This window comes from Variovorax sp. GW822-FHT04E09 (assembly GCF_058800845.1).
Genome location: NZ_JBXAMR010000005.1, coordinates 156,386 through 169,902, shown reverse-complemented (window position 1 = coordinate 169,902; position 13,517 = coordinate 156,386). Strand labels below are relative to the sequence as shown.

The window sequence follows — 13,517 nt, the reverse complement described above, 5'->3', positions numbered from 1 at the left end:
ATGAAAGACGAAAGAAAACGAGGCAGGCGACGGATGGCGAGGCTACTTGCCGTCCTTGTCCGGCCGGGCCTTGGCGCGCGGATGCGCCGCGTCGTAGACCTTGGCCAGGTGCTGGAAATCCAGCCGCGTGTAGACCTGCGTGGTCGCGATGTTGGCATGGCCCAGCAGCTCCTGCACCGCGCGCAGGTCGCTGCTCGACTGCAGCACGTGGCTCGCGAACGAGTGACGCAGCATGTGCGGATGCACCGGCGCGGCCAGGCCGGCCTTCAGGCTGCGCTCGCGCAGCAGCTTCCACACGGCCTGCGACGACATGCGCGCGCCGCGCGCGCTGACGAACAGCGCCGGCTCCTGGCGCTCGCCGCGCACCGCGAGCCAGTCGCGCAGCGCCTCGGCCGCCTTGCTGCCCACGGGCACGCTGCGCCGCTTGCTGCCCTTGCCGAGCACGTGGGCTTCCATGGCGTCGAGGTCGACCCAGCCGAGCGCCGTGGCGCTGGCCTGGGCGTCGAGCCCCGTGAGCTCGCTCACGCGCAAGCCGCAGCCATAGAGCATTTCGACGATGGCGCCGTCGCGCGCTTCGGTCCAGGGGTCGGCCTCGGGGTCGTACAGCTCGGCCAGGCGCACCGCGTCGTCCACGCCCAGCGCCTTCGGCAGCGGGCGGCCCGCCTTGGGCGCGTGCACGTCCTGCACCGGGTTGAAGCCGATCAGCCCTTCATGGCCGAGCCAGCGGTAGAAGCTGCGCCAGCACGACAGCACCAGCGCAATGCCGCGCGGCTCGCGCCCGGCGCTGTGCAGCTGCGCCATCCAGCGGCGGATGTGGGCGGTCTGCACGCGGTCCAGCGGCAGGTTGGCCTCGGCCGCGTGGTCGGTCAGCGCGCGCAGATGGAAGGCATACAGCTCGACCGTGCGCGGCGCGAGCCGACGCTCCACGCGCACGTGTTCGAGGTATTTGTCGATCCATTCCATGGTGTCGTCGTGCTCCGTGCGGCGCCCGAGCCCGTTAGCTAGAACAGATAGCCCAGCGACGCATTGTTCACGATGGCGGCCGGCTCACGCAACGCGCCCTTGAACAGCATGCCCCAGCGGCGCCAGCACGAGGTGGGCGCAGCGGCGTACTGCACGTCGAAGGCCTGGTCGAAGCCGCTGGCACGCACCAGGCGTTCGATGCGCCACAGGTGGTACGGCTCCGACACGATGATCACGCTGCGCACGCCCTTGGCCTCCAGCACCGTGCGCGACAGCGACAGGTTGGCGCGCGTGGACGACGACACCGACTCCAGCACCATCGGCCCCGTGTAGCCCTCGGCCGTGGCGTGGTCGCGCATCACCTCGGCCTCGATGCGGCCGTCTTCCACGTCGACGCCGCCCGAGAACACCAGCGTCTGCGCGCGACCCGCGCGCGCCAGCACGATGCCCTGGTCGACCCGGCCCGTGAGGCAAGGGTTCGGCTTGCCGTCGAGGTAGGCGCGGTTGCCCAGCACCAGCGCCACATCAGCCGCGCGCGGCATCGGGCTGGCCAGTGCGGCTTCGGCGCGTTGCCAGATCACGCCCGCGATGGCGGCATACGTCAGCACGCCGGCCAGCAAGACCACGCACAGGCCGGTCAGCCAAGGCCGGCGGCGCCACCCGCTTCGCGCGGAACGGCTCAAGGGCGCAGCCGCGACAGCGCGCCCGACGACAGCTCGGCGATGCGCTCGAGAAAGTCCGTGCCCATTTCGGCGTTGAAGCGCTGCGCGTCCGGCGAGGCCAGCACCAGCAGGCCGAAGGCCGGCGATTCGGCATCGGCGCGCAGCGGAATCAGCGCGATCGACGCGGCGCCCTGCGGCTCGGGCAGCCAGTTGGCCGCCTCGAAGCCCGCATTGAGCCCGCAGTACGGCGAAGTGAGCGAGGTGGCCAGCGCCTTCACGTCGTCGCTCACCCACTGGGCATAGGCTTCATTCAGGTACTCGGTGCCGCAGTCCCACACCTTGATGGCCGTTTGCGGCACCAGGAACAGCGACTGCAGGTCGACCGCGATGCGGTACGGCAGGCTGCGCGGGTCGCGCGTGGTCAGCAGGCCCTTGGTCCAGCGCTGCAGGCGGTCGGCGATGACCACGTTTTCGGTGCCGTGGCGCACCATGTCCATCAGGCGGTGCTCCAGCGCCTTGATCTTCTCGCGCAGCATCTCGGCCTGGCGCTCCTGCAGGCTCACGGCGCGGTTGCCGTGCGGGCTGGTGAGCTGCACCTGCGCCAGCAGCTGGGCGTGGCGCTCGAAGAAGTCGGGGGTGTTCGACAGGTAGTTCGCGATGTCGTCTTCGGTGATCGGGTTCATGGCGTTGTTGTCGTGGGTGAATGGGGTCATGGCTGTTCCGAAATGTCGGGCACGTCGATCTCGCCCTCGAACACCGTCGTGGCCGGTCCTGTCATGAGCACCGGCCGGCCGTCGCCCTGCCACTCGATCGTGAGAATGCCGCCGTGCGTCTGCACGTCGACGCGGGAATCCAGCAGCCCCAGGCGGATGCCCGCCACCACGGCCGCGCAGGCGCCCGTGCCGCAGGCCAGCGTTTCGCCGGCGCCGCGCTCGAACACCCGCAGCTTGATGTGGGTGCGGTCGACCACCTGCATGAAGCCCGCGTTCACGCGCTGCGGAAAACGCGGGTGGTGCTCGATCTGCGGGCCCTGCTCGGCCACCGGCGCGGTGTCGACGTTGTCGACCACCTGCACCGCGTGCGGGTTGCCCATGGACAGCACCGCTACCGAAACGATAGCGCTTCCGGCCCGGGTGCCCAGCGCCAGGTGCCAGGTCTGCCACGCGCCTTCGTGCTGCGGGTCGAGCCCGGCCGTGTCGAAGGGCACGCGCGCCGGCTCGAAGACCGGGGCGCCCATGTCGACCGTCACGCGGCCGTCGTCGCCCATGCGGGGTTCGATCACGCCGGCCAGCGTCTGCACGCGCACGTCTTTCTTCTCGGTCAGGCCGTGCTCGCTCACGAAGCGCATGAAGCAGCGCGCCCCGTTGCCGCACTGCTCCACCTCGCCGCCGTCGGCGTTGTGGATCACGTACTGGAAGTCGATGCCTGCAGCGGGCGACGGGCGCACCGTGAGGATCTGGTCGGCGCCGACGCCGAAATGGCGGTCGGCCAGGAAGCGGTACTGCGCGGCCGTGAGGCCCAGCGTGCCGCGCGTTTCGTCCAGCACGACGAAATCGTTGCCGGCTCCCTGCATCTTGGTAAAGCGGATTCGCATCGCCGGATTATCGCCACCGGCGCCGCCCTTCGCGCCGGAAGGGCCGCAGGGCGCGGCCCTTTCGACACACCCGGCCTCAGCCCTGGATGAACGCCAGCAGGTCGGCGTTGACCTGCGCCGCGTGCGTGGTGCAGGTGGCGTGCGGCGCGCCGGCGTACAGCTTGAGCTGGCTGCCCCGGATCATTTCGGCCGCCAGCTTGCCGGTGGCCTCGAAGGGCACGACCTGGTCGTCGCCGCCGTGGATCACCAGCGTGGGCACGTCGATCTTCGCCATGTCGGGGCGAAAGTCGGTCTCGGAGAACGCCGTCACGCAGTCGATGGTGGCCTTGATCGAGGCCTGCAGCGCGATCTGCAGCGTCTGCTTGAACACGCCCTGCGACACCTTCGCGCCCGGGCGGTTGGTGCCGTAGAACAGCGTGCTGAAGTCGTCGATGAACTGCGCCCGGTCGGCGGCCAGCCCGGCGCGGATGCCCACGAACAGCGACGCCTCGGGGCCCACGGGATGGTCGGGCGTCTTCATAAAGAGCGGCGTCACCGCGCTGATGAGCGCCAGCTTCGCCACGCGCGCGCTGCCCTTGCGGGCGATGTAGCGCGTGACGTCGCCGCCGCCCATCGAGAAGCCCGCCAGGATCACGTTTTTCAGGTCGAGCGTTTCGATCAGCTCGGCGATGTCGTCGGCGAAGGTGTCGTAGTCGTAGCCGGTCCAGGGCTGGCTGGAGCGGCCGAAACCGCGGCGGTCGAACGCGATGACGCGGTAGCCGCGCTCGGCGAAGAACAGCATCTGGGCGTCCCACATGTCGGCGCTCAGCGGCCAGCCGTGGCTGAAGACGATGGGCTGGCCGCTGCCCCAGTCCTTGTAATAGAGCTCGGTGCCGTCGCGAAGGGTCAGTGTGGTCATGGTTTTTCCTTGAGATGGACGAAAGGGTGAAAGGGAAAGAGAAAGAATCCGCGCCGCTCAGAGCGCCAGGAAGTGATGCACCTCGGGCTTGCCCGGGCCGATGTGAAAGCGCAGCGCCTCGGCCTGCAGGTCGGCATCGGCGTGCGACACGCGGTGGTGCTGGCGCAGGTGCTCGGCCCACGACTCCACGAGGAACCACTCCATCACGCGCTCGGCGTCGGCCGTGTGCTCGTGCACGCCCCAGGCGTAGGCGCCGTCGCGGCGGCGCTCGAGCGACAGGCGCTTCATCGCATCGAGGAACGCCGGCCGGTCTTCCTTGCGGATGCGGTACTCGACCTGGATCATCACGGGCCCACGGTCGTGCGCCACCGGCTCGGCCAGCAGCGGCTCAGGCCAGTGGTTCGAGGCCTGCAGGTCGGCCTCGCCGGCGGGCAGCCGCACGCGATGGAACACCAGGCCCATCACCACCAGCCCCACGGCGCCCGCCACCAGCGTGGCCGGCACGCCGATCTGCTGCGCCACCAGACCCCAGCCCAGGCTGCCGGCGGCCATGGCGCCGTTGAACACCGTGAGGTACACGGCCAGCCCGCGCCCGCGCACCCAGTTCGGCAGGATCGACTGCGCCACCCCGTTGAGCGTGGTCAGCGCAATGATCCAGCCCAGCCCCAGCACGCCCAGCATCGGCACCGCCAGCCATTGCGGCGGCGCGAACACCAGCGCGCCCATCACCGCGGCCGTGAGCAGCGAGGCCAGCAGCAGCATGCCGTCGGCATCGAGCCGGGCACGCAGCCGCGGCATCACCAGCGCGCCGCCGATGGCGCCCGCGCCCACGGCGCCCAGCAGGATGCCGTAGAAGCTCGCCGTGCCGCCGAGCATCTGGCGCGCCACCAGCGGCAGCAGCGCCCACACCGAGCTAGCGAACAGGAAGAACACCGCCGCGCGCAGCAGCACCACATGCAGCTCCTTGCTGGCCCGCGTGTAGCGCAGGCCGGCGCGGAAGGCGCCGAAGAAGTTCTCGGACAGCCCGCTGTCCACCGCCGCCGGGCGCTTCCACCACAAGAGCGCCGCGATCACGAACACGTAGCTCAGCACGTCCAGCCCGTAGGTGGCGGCCGCGCCGAAGCTCGCCAGGATCAGCCCGCCCGCCGCGGGCCCGATGGAGCGCGCGATGTTGATGCCCAGCGAGTTCAGCGCCACCGCGCCCTTGAGCTCGCTGCGCGGCACCAGCTCCGGCACGATCGACTGCCAGGTCGGCCCCATGAGCGCCGCGCCGATGCCGCCCACGAAGGTCAGCGCGATCAGGTACTCGACCGTGAGCGTGCCCGTGTGCGAGAGCACCAGCAGCGTGCCGCTCACCGCGGCCAGCAGCACCTGCACGAAGATCAGGAAGCGCCGGCGGTCGAGGATGTCCGACAGCACCCCCGCCGGAATCGCCAGCAAGAAGATCGGCAGCGTCGCCGCCGTCTGGATCAGCGCCACGGCCGTCGGGCTGGCCGACAGGTCGGTCACCAGCCACGAGCTGGCCACGTCGCGCATGAAGCTGCCGATGTTGCCCAGCACCGTGGCGGCCCACAGCACGGCAAAGACCGGCTGGCGCAGCGGCGCGAAGGCGCCGGCGGCTTTGGCTTGGGGCTCAGTCATCGTGGCGCTCCTTGAGGTCGAGCCAGGCAACGAGCACGAAGCCGCCGACCAGGCCCAAGTGTTCGAAGAAGGAGTTGGCCGCCATGAAGCGCTCCTGCCCGAGCGGCATCTCCCAGAAACGCAGCGCGACGAAGGTCGCCATGAGCGTGAAGCCGCCCAGCGCGAGCGCGCCGAGCCAGCGCCAGAAGCCGGTGAGGATGAGCGCCGCGGCGCCCAGCTCCAGCACGATCACCGCCACGGCCAGCGGACCGGCCGGCGACAGGCCGAAGTGGTTCATTTCGGCGATGGCGGCGTTGAAGTCCAGCGCCTTGTTCAGGCCGCCCTGCAGGTAGGCCGCGCACAGCAGCAGCAAGGCGATCCAGCGCACGGCGGGCGAAAGGGTCCAGTGCATGGCCTTCATCACACCGCCCAGCAGGCGCAACCCAGCGCGCCCCAGAAGCTCTTCAGGTCGGCGATGGGCAGCTTGCTGCTCCAGGCCGTCGCGTGGCTGTGGCCGTGCACGTTGCAGTCGTTGGCGCAGGCGCACGACATCGCGGCGTTGCGCATCACCTTCTGCAGCGGCGCGCCCTCGGCGGTGTCGGCCCAGCCGGCATAGCCGCCGAAGGTGCGCGCGGGCGACCAGTCGGGCATGGCGGGCGGCAGGCTGCCTTCGTCGTGCGCGGCGAACGGGCCGGCGCCGTAGACCACCTTGCCGCCCACCATCGTGAGCAGCGCCGTGGTGTCCGCAATCTCCGATTCGGCGCAGGCGAAGAAGTCGCGATCGGGCACCACCAGGTCGGCGAGCTGGCCTTCCTGGATGCGGCCCTTCTTGCCTTCCTCGTTCGAGAACCAGGTGACGTTCTCGGTCCACATGCGCAGCGCGGCCTCGCGGTCCAGGCAGTTGCGCTGCGGGTACAGCTGCATGCCGCCCACCGTCTTGCCCGTGACCAGCCACGACAGCGACACCCACGGGTTGTACGAGGCCACGCGCGTCGCGTCGGTGCCAGCCGACACCTTCAGGCCGCGCTCCAGCATCTTCTTGACCGGCGGCGTGGCCTCGGCCGCGCCGGGGCCGTAGCGCTCCACGAAATACTCGCCCTGGTAGGCCATGCGGTGCTGCACCGCCACGCCGCCGCCGAGCGCGGCGATGCGGTCCATCGACTTCTCGGAAATCGTCTCGGCATGGTCGAAGAACCAGTTCAGGCCGGCCAGCGGCGTGTCCTTGTTGACCTTCTCGAACACGTCGAGCGAGCGGCTGATGGTTTCGTCGTAGGTCGCGTGCATGCGCCAGGGCCAGCGGTTCTGCGCCAGGATGCGCACCACGCCTTCGAGGTCGCCTTCCATCTCGGGCGCCATGTCGGGGCGCGGCTGGCGGAAATCTTCGAAGTCGGCCGCCGAGAACACCAGCATCTCGCCCGCGCCGTTGTGGCGGAAGTAGTCGTCGCCCTGCTTGTATCTGGAGTTGGCCGTCCAGTTGAGGAAGTCGTCCTTCTCGGCCTTGGGCTTTTGCGTGAAGAGGTTGTAGGCCAGGCGGATCGTGAGCTGCCCGTCGTCGTGCAGCTTCTGGATCACTTCATAGTCGTCGGGGTAGTTCTGGTTGCCGCCGCCCGCGTCGATGGCGCCGGTCACGCCCAGGCGGTTGAGCTCGCGCATGAAGTGGCGCGTGGAATTGAGCTGGTAGTCGAAGGGCAGCTTCGGCCCCTTGGCCAGCGTGGCGTACAGGATGGCCGCGTTCGGCTTGGCCAGCAGCAGGCCCGTGGGGTTGCCGGCGCTGTCGCGCACGATCTCGCCGCCGGGCGGCGCGGGCGTGTCCTTGGTGTAGCCCACGGCGCGCAGCGCGGCGCCGTTGAGCAGTGCGCGGTCGTACAGGTGCAGGATGAACACCGGCGTGTCGGGCGCCACCGCGTTCAGCTCGGCCAGGGTCGGCAGGCGCTTCTCGACGAACTGGTGCTCGGTGAAGCCGCCCACCACGCGCACCCACTGCGGCGCGGGCGTGATCGCCACCTGGCGCTTGAGCATGCCCATGGCATCGGCCAGGCTCTTCACGCCGTCCCAGCGCAGCTCCATGTTGTAGTTCAGGCCGCCGCGAATGATGTGCAGGTGGTTGTCGATGAGGCCCGGCAGCACGCGCCGGCCCTGCAGGTCGATCACGCGGGTCTGGCTGCCGGCCAGCGGCAGCACGTCTTCGGCGCGGCCCACGCGGATGAAGCGGCCGTCCTTGATGGCCACCGCGTCGGCCGTGGGGTTGGCACGGTCCAGCGTGGTGAAGCGGCCGTTGCGCAGGATGAGGTCGGGAGTCTGGGTGGTGGCCATGGTGGATGCGGGTGCGAGGGAGGTGGCTGCAAAGGCGCCGAGGGCGCCCAGGAAGTGGCGGCGTTGCGGGTCGGGGGCGTTCATGCGTCGCTCCGCTCGGACGGGCGACTGCCGGCGGCGGCGGCAGACTTCACCGCCCCGGGCTGCGCGCAGGTCGGCAGCGCGCCGAACACGTGCGGCTTGACCTGGTCATGCAGCCACGAGGTGGCGGCCGGCCGGTCGAACACCTGCCGCACCAGCGGCGGGATCTGCTCGCCGAGCAGGATGCCCAAGAGGCCCACCAGGGCGATCACCGGCGGCGCCGGCGAGCGCACCTGGAAGAGCGCGTAGATCACGCCGACCAGCAGGCCGAGCGCGAGGGAAACGACATAGGTCTTCATGGTCGGTCGGCCTTGCGGGTGCGCTGCGCTCAACCCTCGTGGGCGCCGAACATCGTCTTGGCGTACGTCACGCCCAGACCGTAGGCGCCGCCCACCTTCTTCGCAATACCGGTCGTCAACTCGTAGGTGTCGCCACGCGCCCAGTCGCGCTGCAGCTCGAGCAGGTACTGCAGCGAGGTCATCGGCTGCGCGCCGGCCTGCACCATGCGCTCCATCGCGCGGTTGTGCGCCTCGGTGGACACGTCGCCGCAGGCGTCGGCAATCACGTACACCTCGAAGCCCTGGTCCAGCGCCGACAGCGCCGGGCCCACGATGCACACGCTGGTCCACAGGCCTGCCAGCACGATGCGCGGCTTGCCGATGGCGTTCACGCGCTCGATCACGGCAGCGTCTTCCCAGGTATTCATCGAGGTGCGGTCGAGCATCTTCTGGCCGGGGAAGGCGTCGGTGATCTCGCTGAACATCGGGCCCGAAAAACTCTTCTCGGCCACCGTCGTCAGGATGGTCGACACCTTGAAGCCGGCCGCCGCCTGCGCCACCAGCGCGGCGTTGTTGCGCAGGTTCACGGCGTCGATCGAGTGCGTGGCAAAGGCCATCTGCGACTGGAAGTCGATCATCACCAGCGTGTGGTCGGTGGGGGTGAGCAGCTTGGCGCCGGCGGTGGGGGTGGCTTGGACGGTCATGAAAGGCTCCTTCGGCAAAGTTGGGTGCGTGGATATTCGATTCGGTTCACAATCGCTTTCGGAGGGAATCTCCTTGGCGTGGGCTGAATCATCCGGTGCACGCAGGGCCCCATCGACGAAACTTTTCACCATCAATGATCGAAGTTTTCGATCATTCCTTTTTGCTGCGAGGAACGCCCCGTGCTCAAGCTCACCCTGGAAGCCATCGAGGTCGTCGACGCCATCGCGCGCCACGGCTCCTTTGCCGCCGCCGCCGCGCGGCTGAACAAGGTGCCCTCCACCATCTCCTACGCCGTGGGCAAGCTCGAAGAGCAGCTGGGCATGCTGCTGTTCGAGCGCAACGGCCCGCGCGTGACCCTCACCGCCGCCGGCGAGGAAATGCTCAAGGAAGGCCGCTGGCTGCTCGGCGCCGCGAGCGACCTCGAATCGCGCATGCGGCAGATTGCCACCGGCTACGAATCAGAGCTGCGGCTCGTGCACGACTCGCTCATTCCCACGCAGGCCTTCATGGACGACATCCGCGCCTTCGAAGACCTGCGCTGCGGCACGCGGCTGCGCATCGGCTGCGAGGCGCTCACCGGCAGCTGGGAGGCGCTGCGCGAGGGCCGCGCCGACATCGTCGTGGCCGCGGGCGAAGGCCCGGCCGGCGGCGGCCATCAGGCCGTGGCCGTGGGCAGCCTGGCGTTCGCCTTCTGCGTGGCGCCCACCCACCCGCTCACGCGGCTGAAGCGCCCCGTGCAGCGCGGCGACCTCATCGACTGCAACGCCATCGTGGTCGGCGACACCGCGCGCACCCTGTCGGACCGCACCGTCGGCCTCATGGCCGGCCAGCCGCGCATCACCGTGCCGTCGATGGCCGCCAAGGTCGCCTGCCAGGTCGCCGGGCTGGGCCACGGCTTCTTGCCGCGCGCCTGCATCACCGACGAGCTGGCGCGCGGCACGCTGGTCGAACTGCCGACCGAGGAACCGCGCGCGCCCGAAGCCTTCTGGCTCGCGTGGAAGACTGGCGCGCAGGGCCAGGCGCTGCGCTGGTGGCGCGAGCGGCTGCACCGCACGCTCGTGCCCGCGCTGCTGCCACGCTCGTTCCTCTGAGAGAAGAAAAAAGAAGTTGTCGCTCAGCCGCCGGCGCGCAGCTTGTCGAGCGCCCGGTCGAGAAACGCCAGCCGGTCTTGTCCCCAGAAGCGCTCGCCGTTCAGGATGAACGTGGGCGCGCCGAACACGCCCGCTTCCACCGCGTCGGCGCTGTTGGCGCGGTACACCGCCAGCACCTCGGCCGACTGCTCCAGCGCCTGCAGCGCCGCGCCGTCGTAGCCGTTTTCGTCAGCGATCGCGAGGCGCACCGCGGCCTGCGCCGTGTCGCGCTCCTCGGCCCACAGCGCGCGCAGCAACGCGTGCGACAGCGGCTGCGCGTCGAGCCCCTGCAGCTGGGCGGCGATCACCATCCAGCCGGGGTACTTGTTCCAGTTCGGGTCGGTCGGCGCGCCCTTCGGGTAGTGCGCGGGCTCCAGGTTCATCGGCATGCCGAGGTAATCGCGCCAGCGCGACAGTTCCAGCGCGTGGTACGTGCGGCGCGGCTCGGGGCGCGTCTTCAGCGGAATGCCGCCGGTCTGCGGCACCACCGCCTGGAAGTCGTAGGGCTTGAGCGTGAGCTGCACATGGTGGCGGCGCACGATGTCTTGCAGTTGCGGGCCGCCGAGGTAGGCCCAGGGCGAGGAGAGGCTGTAGTAGCAGTCGAGGGCGATCATGCGGGGATTATCTTCAGCCCCCGGCCGGCGCGCCGCGCGCCGCGGCCATACACCTCGCAACGCACCGCCTCGCGAACGCGGTGAAACTACGCCCCTTGCGCGTTGCTGTGTGGTTGTGCACCGGCCGGGCCCTGCCCTTGCGATGCACCGCCGCCACTTTTCCGGGAGCCCTGATTTGCAGCCGAAGACCCAAGCCAAGATTGCCCGCATTGCCCTGTCGGCCTCGGCCGCCGCCATTGGCAGCCTGGCCGCCTACTGGACCCTGCTCGCCACGCGCCAGGGCCACATCCTGTTCAACGCCCGCAAGCTGCCCGTGGTGCATCTGTCGGAAGACTTCTCGACCTACTCGCACCCCGTGCCCGGCGGCATGGTGCGCGGCTACGTGTACCACCCACAGGGCGAAGACGCGCTGCAGGACCTGTTCATCTACTTCGCCGGCCGCGGCGAAGACGTGCGCGCCACCGCGCAGATGCTGCACTGGCTGCCCGAGGGCTTCGGCTTTGCGGCGCTCAACTACCGGGGCGTGGCCGACTCGCAGGGCGCGCCGTCTGAAATTGCCTCCGTGGCCGACGCCGCCCAGTTCGCCAGCCACCTGCGCCGCGCCTTTCCGCAGGCGCGCCTGCACGTGGTGGGCCGCAGCCTGGGCACCGGCGTGGCCATCCAGCTCGTGGCGCGGCAGGAATTTGCGAGCCTGCAGCTCATCACCCCCTACGACTCGCTGCTCGAAGTCGCCAAGAAGCGCTTTCCGCTCGTGCCGCTGTCGCTGTTGCTGCGGCACCGCTTCAACTCCATCGAGCACAGCAAGGAAGTCGCCGCCAAGACCCAGGTGCTGCTCGCCGCGAAGGACGACGTGGTGCCGCACGAACGCTCCGAAAAACTCATCGCCGCCTGGCCCACGCCCGTGAGCGTGCAGACCGTGTCGAACTCGGACCACCACAACATCACCGGGCTCGAAGAGACCTGGCTGATGCTGGTGGACTTTGCGTTGACGGCGGTGTTGCCGGAGACGAAGGCGGCGTAGGCAGCGCAAGCGGCCAGGGCTTTTTCAAAGCTCCCGGCAATAGCAGCTGACAGGCTCCCGCGCCAGTTCCCCCGCCAGCGCCTCCCAGGCCCCCGACGCCACCGCGCCCGCAATGTGCGCTTGGTGGTGCGCCTGCGACGCCCACGATTCGACCAGCGTGAAAACGCAGTCGTTGTCGCTGCGCCCGAACAGCCGCACGCCCCGGCATCCATCCGCCGACGGCAGCGACTGCTTGACCTGGTTCATGAGTTCCGCGAACGCAGACGCGCGCTCGGGCTTGGCTTCGAAAGTGATGATGACGTTGATCGGGTCCATGGACATTTCTTCTTCGCGTTGGCTTGTGGATCCAATGAATGAATGAAAAGAGAGAGCAGGCAGGTTAGCCAGCCCCCTCTCCCGCGCCTAGGCACGAAGCTGCGAAGAAATTGACCATGGCTGCGAAGGACGCACGCAGCCATGCCGGGGTCACCCAGGCATCACGCCGCCTGCATGCGCCGCACGTACTCCGCAGGCGTCGTCTCGAACCGCCTGCGAAACGCGCGGTTGAAATGCGCCGCGCTCTCGAACCCCACCTTGGCAGCCGCATCGCCGGGGCGCAGCCCGGCGCCCAGCATCAGCGAGCGCGCCTCTTCCAGGCGCAGGTCGCGAATGCAGCGCATCGGTGTGACGCCGGCCACCTCGCGAAAGCTGTGCGCGAAGTGCGAAGGGCTCATGTGCACGTGGCCCGCGATCTCGGCCACCGACAGCGGCCGGCCCAGATGGCGGCGCATGAAGGCGATGGCCGTCTGTATGCGCGCGCCGGCCTTGGTGACGGCGCCCGCGCTGCGGATGGCGGCGGCGGCCTCGGAGCGCAGCAGCCGCAGCACGATTTCCTCGACGGCCAGCGGCGCGAGCGTGCGGCGGTCCACCGGGTCGTCGGCCGCCAGCAGCAGGCGGGCGAAGGCCTCGACCACCGGCCCCACCGGGGCCGTGAAGTGCTCGCACACGCGGGCGGGCTCGGCCGGCCGTGCGCCACCGCCTTCGGCCAGTGCGAGGACCGACTTGACCAGCACGTCGGGCGGCAGGTCCAGATGAATGGCCAGGTACGGCGCCGCAGCGCTCGCCCCGACGACCGTGCCGAGGCACGCGACCTCGGCCCCGAGCACCAGGCACTGCGTGGCGCCGTAGGCCAGCGAACGGCCGCCGCCGAGGTGCGCGGTCTTGCGGCCCTGCAAGACCACCACCACGCCCGGCGTGAGGCGCTGGGTTTTCTCGTAGCGAACCGGGTGCGAGAAGCGGTAGCAGCGCAGGCCCGGGTACGGCGCGTCGGTGCGGCCGTCCACGGGGGTTCGCGCTGCGACCATGTCGCGCAGGCGGGTCCAGGCGGCGGAAATGAAGGTGGCCTCTTCGGGTTTGTTGTTGGTGCTGTCGTCGGCGGCAATGGGCGCAACTGGCATCGGCTTTGTCGTGGAGAAGAGAGAACGCTGGAAAGCGAACGGGATGCGCAGCGTAGCCGGTCAGCGCGCGCCCGTGCGCGTGCAGGCCGTGTCGAACTCGGACCCCCACAACATCACCGGGCTCGAAGAGACGTGGTTGATGCTGGTGGACTTTGCGTTGACGGCGGCGTTGCCGGAGACGAAGGCGGCTTGAGGGTCGCGA

At 69.6% G+C, this 13,517-nt stretch carries 16 protein-coding genes; 3 read left to right on the top strand and 13 right to left on the bottom strand.

Going from position 1 to position 13,517, the window contains the following annotated elements:
• Nucleotides 1–42 precede the first annotated feature (42 nt).
• The 10 genes from AC1RL8_RS20985 to AC1RL8_RS20940 all read right to left on the bottom strand — a co-directional run bounded on the left by AC1RL8_RS20985 (nt 43) and on the right by AC1RL8_RS20940 (nt 9,113).
• A complete protein-coding gene (locus AC1RL8_RS20985) occupies nt 43–963 on the bottom strand; it encodes a tyrosine recombinase XerC (RefSeq protein ID WP_070060138.1) in 921 nt (306 codons plus the stop codon).
• A 38-nt stretch (nt 964–1,001) separates the two neighbouring features.
• Nucleotides 1,002–1,646, bottom strand: coding sequence for a YdcF family protein (locus tag AC1RL8_RS20980; RefSeq protein WP_492686304.1), 645 nt, complete (start codon nt 1,644–1,646; stop codon nt 1,002–1,004).
• Nucleotides 1,643–2,338 carry a DUF484 family protein gene (locus tag AC1RL8_RS20975; protein WP_489059355.1) on the bottom strand — a complete coding sequence of 232 codons (696 nt, stop codon included), beginning with the start codon at nt 2,336–2,338 and terminating at the stop codon, nt 1,643–1,645. The genes AC1RL8_RS20980 and AC1RL8_RS20975 overlap by 4 nt, the downstream gene beginning before the upstream one ends.
• Nucleotides 2,335–3,219, bottom strand: a complete 885-nt coding sequence (gene dapF, locus AC1RL8_RS20970) for a diaminopimelate epimerase (protein WP_492686305.1) — start codon at nt 3,217–3,219, stop codon at nt 2,335–2,337. Before dapF ends, AC1RL8_RS20975 begins: the two co-directional genes overlap by 4 nt.
• 76 nt (nt 3,220–3,295) lie before the next feature.
• Complete coding sequence (locus AC1RL8_RS20965; RefSeq protein ID WP_492686306.1) at nt 3,296–4,117, bottom strand: alpha/beta fold hydrolase; 822 nt, start codon at nt 4,115–4,117, stop codon at nt 3,296–3,298.
• Between the two features lie 57 nt (nt 4,118–4,174).
• On the bottom strand, nt 4,175–5,758 hold the full coding sequence (locus tag AC1RL8_RS20960) for an MFS transporter (protein WP_070060141.1): 1,584 nt from the start codon (nt 5,756–5,758) through the stop codon (nt 4,175–4,177).
• Nucleotides 5,751–6,149, bottom strand: coding sequence for a DoxX family protein (locus tag AC1RL8_RS20955; protein WP_492686307.1), 399 nt, complete (start codon nt 6,147–6,149; stop codon nt 5,751–5,753). The genes AC1RL8_RS20960 and AC1RL8_RS20955 overlap by 8 nt, the downstream gene beginning before the upstream one ends.
• Before the next feature lie 8 nt (nt 6,150–6,157).
• Complete coding sequence (locus AC1RL8_RS20950; protein ID WP_492686405.1) at nt 6,158–8,050, bottom strand: amidohydrolase; 1,893 nt, start codon at nt 8,048–8,050, stop codon at nt 6,158–6,160.
• A gap of 80 nt (nt 8,051–8,130) precedes the next feature.
• Nucleotides 8,131–8,430, bottom strand: a complete 300-nt coding sequence (locus AC1RL8_RS20945; protein WP_492686308.1) for a DUF1427 family protein — start codon at nt 8,428–8,430, stop codon at nt 8,131–8,133.
• 29 nt (nt 8,431–8,459) lie between these two features.
• Nucleotides 8,460–9,113, bottom strand: coding sequence for a hydrolase (locus AC1RL8_RS20940; protein WP_062474264.1), 654 nt, complete (start codon nt 9,111–9,113; stop codon nt 8,460–8,462).
• A gap of 180 nt (nt 9,114–9,293) precedes the next feature.
• Between AC1RL8_RS20940 and AC1RL8_RS20935 the strand changes: the two genes are divergently transcribed.
• The gene (locus AC1RL8_RS20935; protein ID WP_056575757.1) at nt 9,294–10,205 is read left to right on the top strand and encodes a LysR family transcriptional regulator; all 912 of its coding nucleotides are present in this window, start codon (nt 9,294–9,296) and stop codon (nt 10,203–10,205) included.
• Nucleotides 10,206–10,228: 23 nt separating this feature from the next.
• On the opposite strand, the gene AC1RL8_RS20930 is transcribed toward AC1RL8_RS20935, so the two are convergent.
• Nucleotides 10,229–10,858 carry a 2-hydroxychromene-2-carboxylate isomerase gene (locus tag AC1RL8_RS20930; protein ID WP_492686309.1) on the bottom strand — a complete coding sequence of 210 codons (630 nt, stop codon included), beginning with the start codon at nt 10,856–10,858 and terminating at the stop codon, nt 10,229–10,231.
• Nucleotides 10,859–11,033: 175 nt separating this feature from the next.
• Between AC1RL8_RS20930 and AC1RL8_RS20925 the strand changes: the two genes are divergently transcribed.
• Nucleotides 11,034–11,879, top strand: coding sequence for an alpha/beta hydrolase (locus AC1RL8_RS20925; RefSeq protein WP_489059366.1), 846 nt, complete (start codon nt 11,034–11,036; stop codon nt 11,877–11,879).
• A 24-nt stretch (nt 11,880–11,903) separates the two neighbouring features.
• Here AC1RL8_RS20925 and AC1RL8_RS20920 read toward each other — a convergent pair whose 3' ends face one another.
• The gene (locus AC1RL8_RS20920; RefSeq protein WP_492686310.1) at nt 11,904–12,194 is read right to left on the bottom strand and encodes a putative quinol monooxygenase; all 291 of its coding nucleotides are present in this window, start codon (nt 12,192–12,194) and stop codon (nt 11,904–11,906) included.
• A gap of 161 nt (nt 12,195–12,355) precedes the next feature.
• Nucleotides 12,356–13,315 carry an AraC family transcriptional regulator gene (locus tag AC1RL8_RS20915; protein WP_492686311.1) on the bottom strand — a complete coding sequence of 320 codons (960 nt, stop codon included), beginning with the start codon at nt 13,313–13,315 and terminating at the stop codon, nt 12,356–12,358.
• Nucleotides 13,316–13,358: 43 nt separating this feature from the next.
• On the opposite strand from AC1RL8_RS20915, the gene AC1RL8_RS20910 reads away from it, so the two are divergent.
• The gene (locus AC1RL8_RS20910; protein ID WP_492686312.1) at nt 13,359–13,508 is read left to right on the top strand and encodes a hypothetical protein; all 150 of its coding nucleotides are present in this window, start codon (nt 13,359–13,361) and stop codon (nt 13,506–13,508) included.
• The last annotated feature ends 9 nt before the right edge of the window (nt 13,509–13,517 follow it).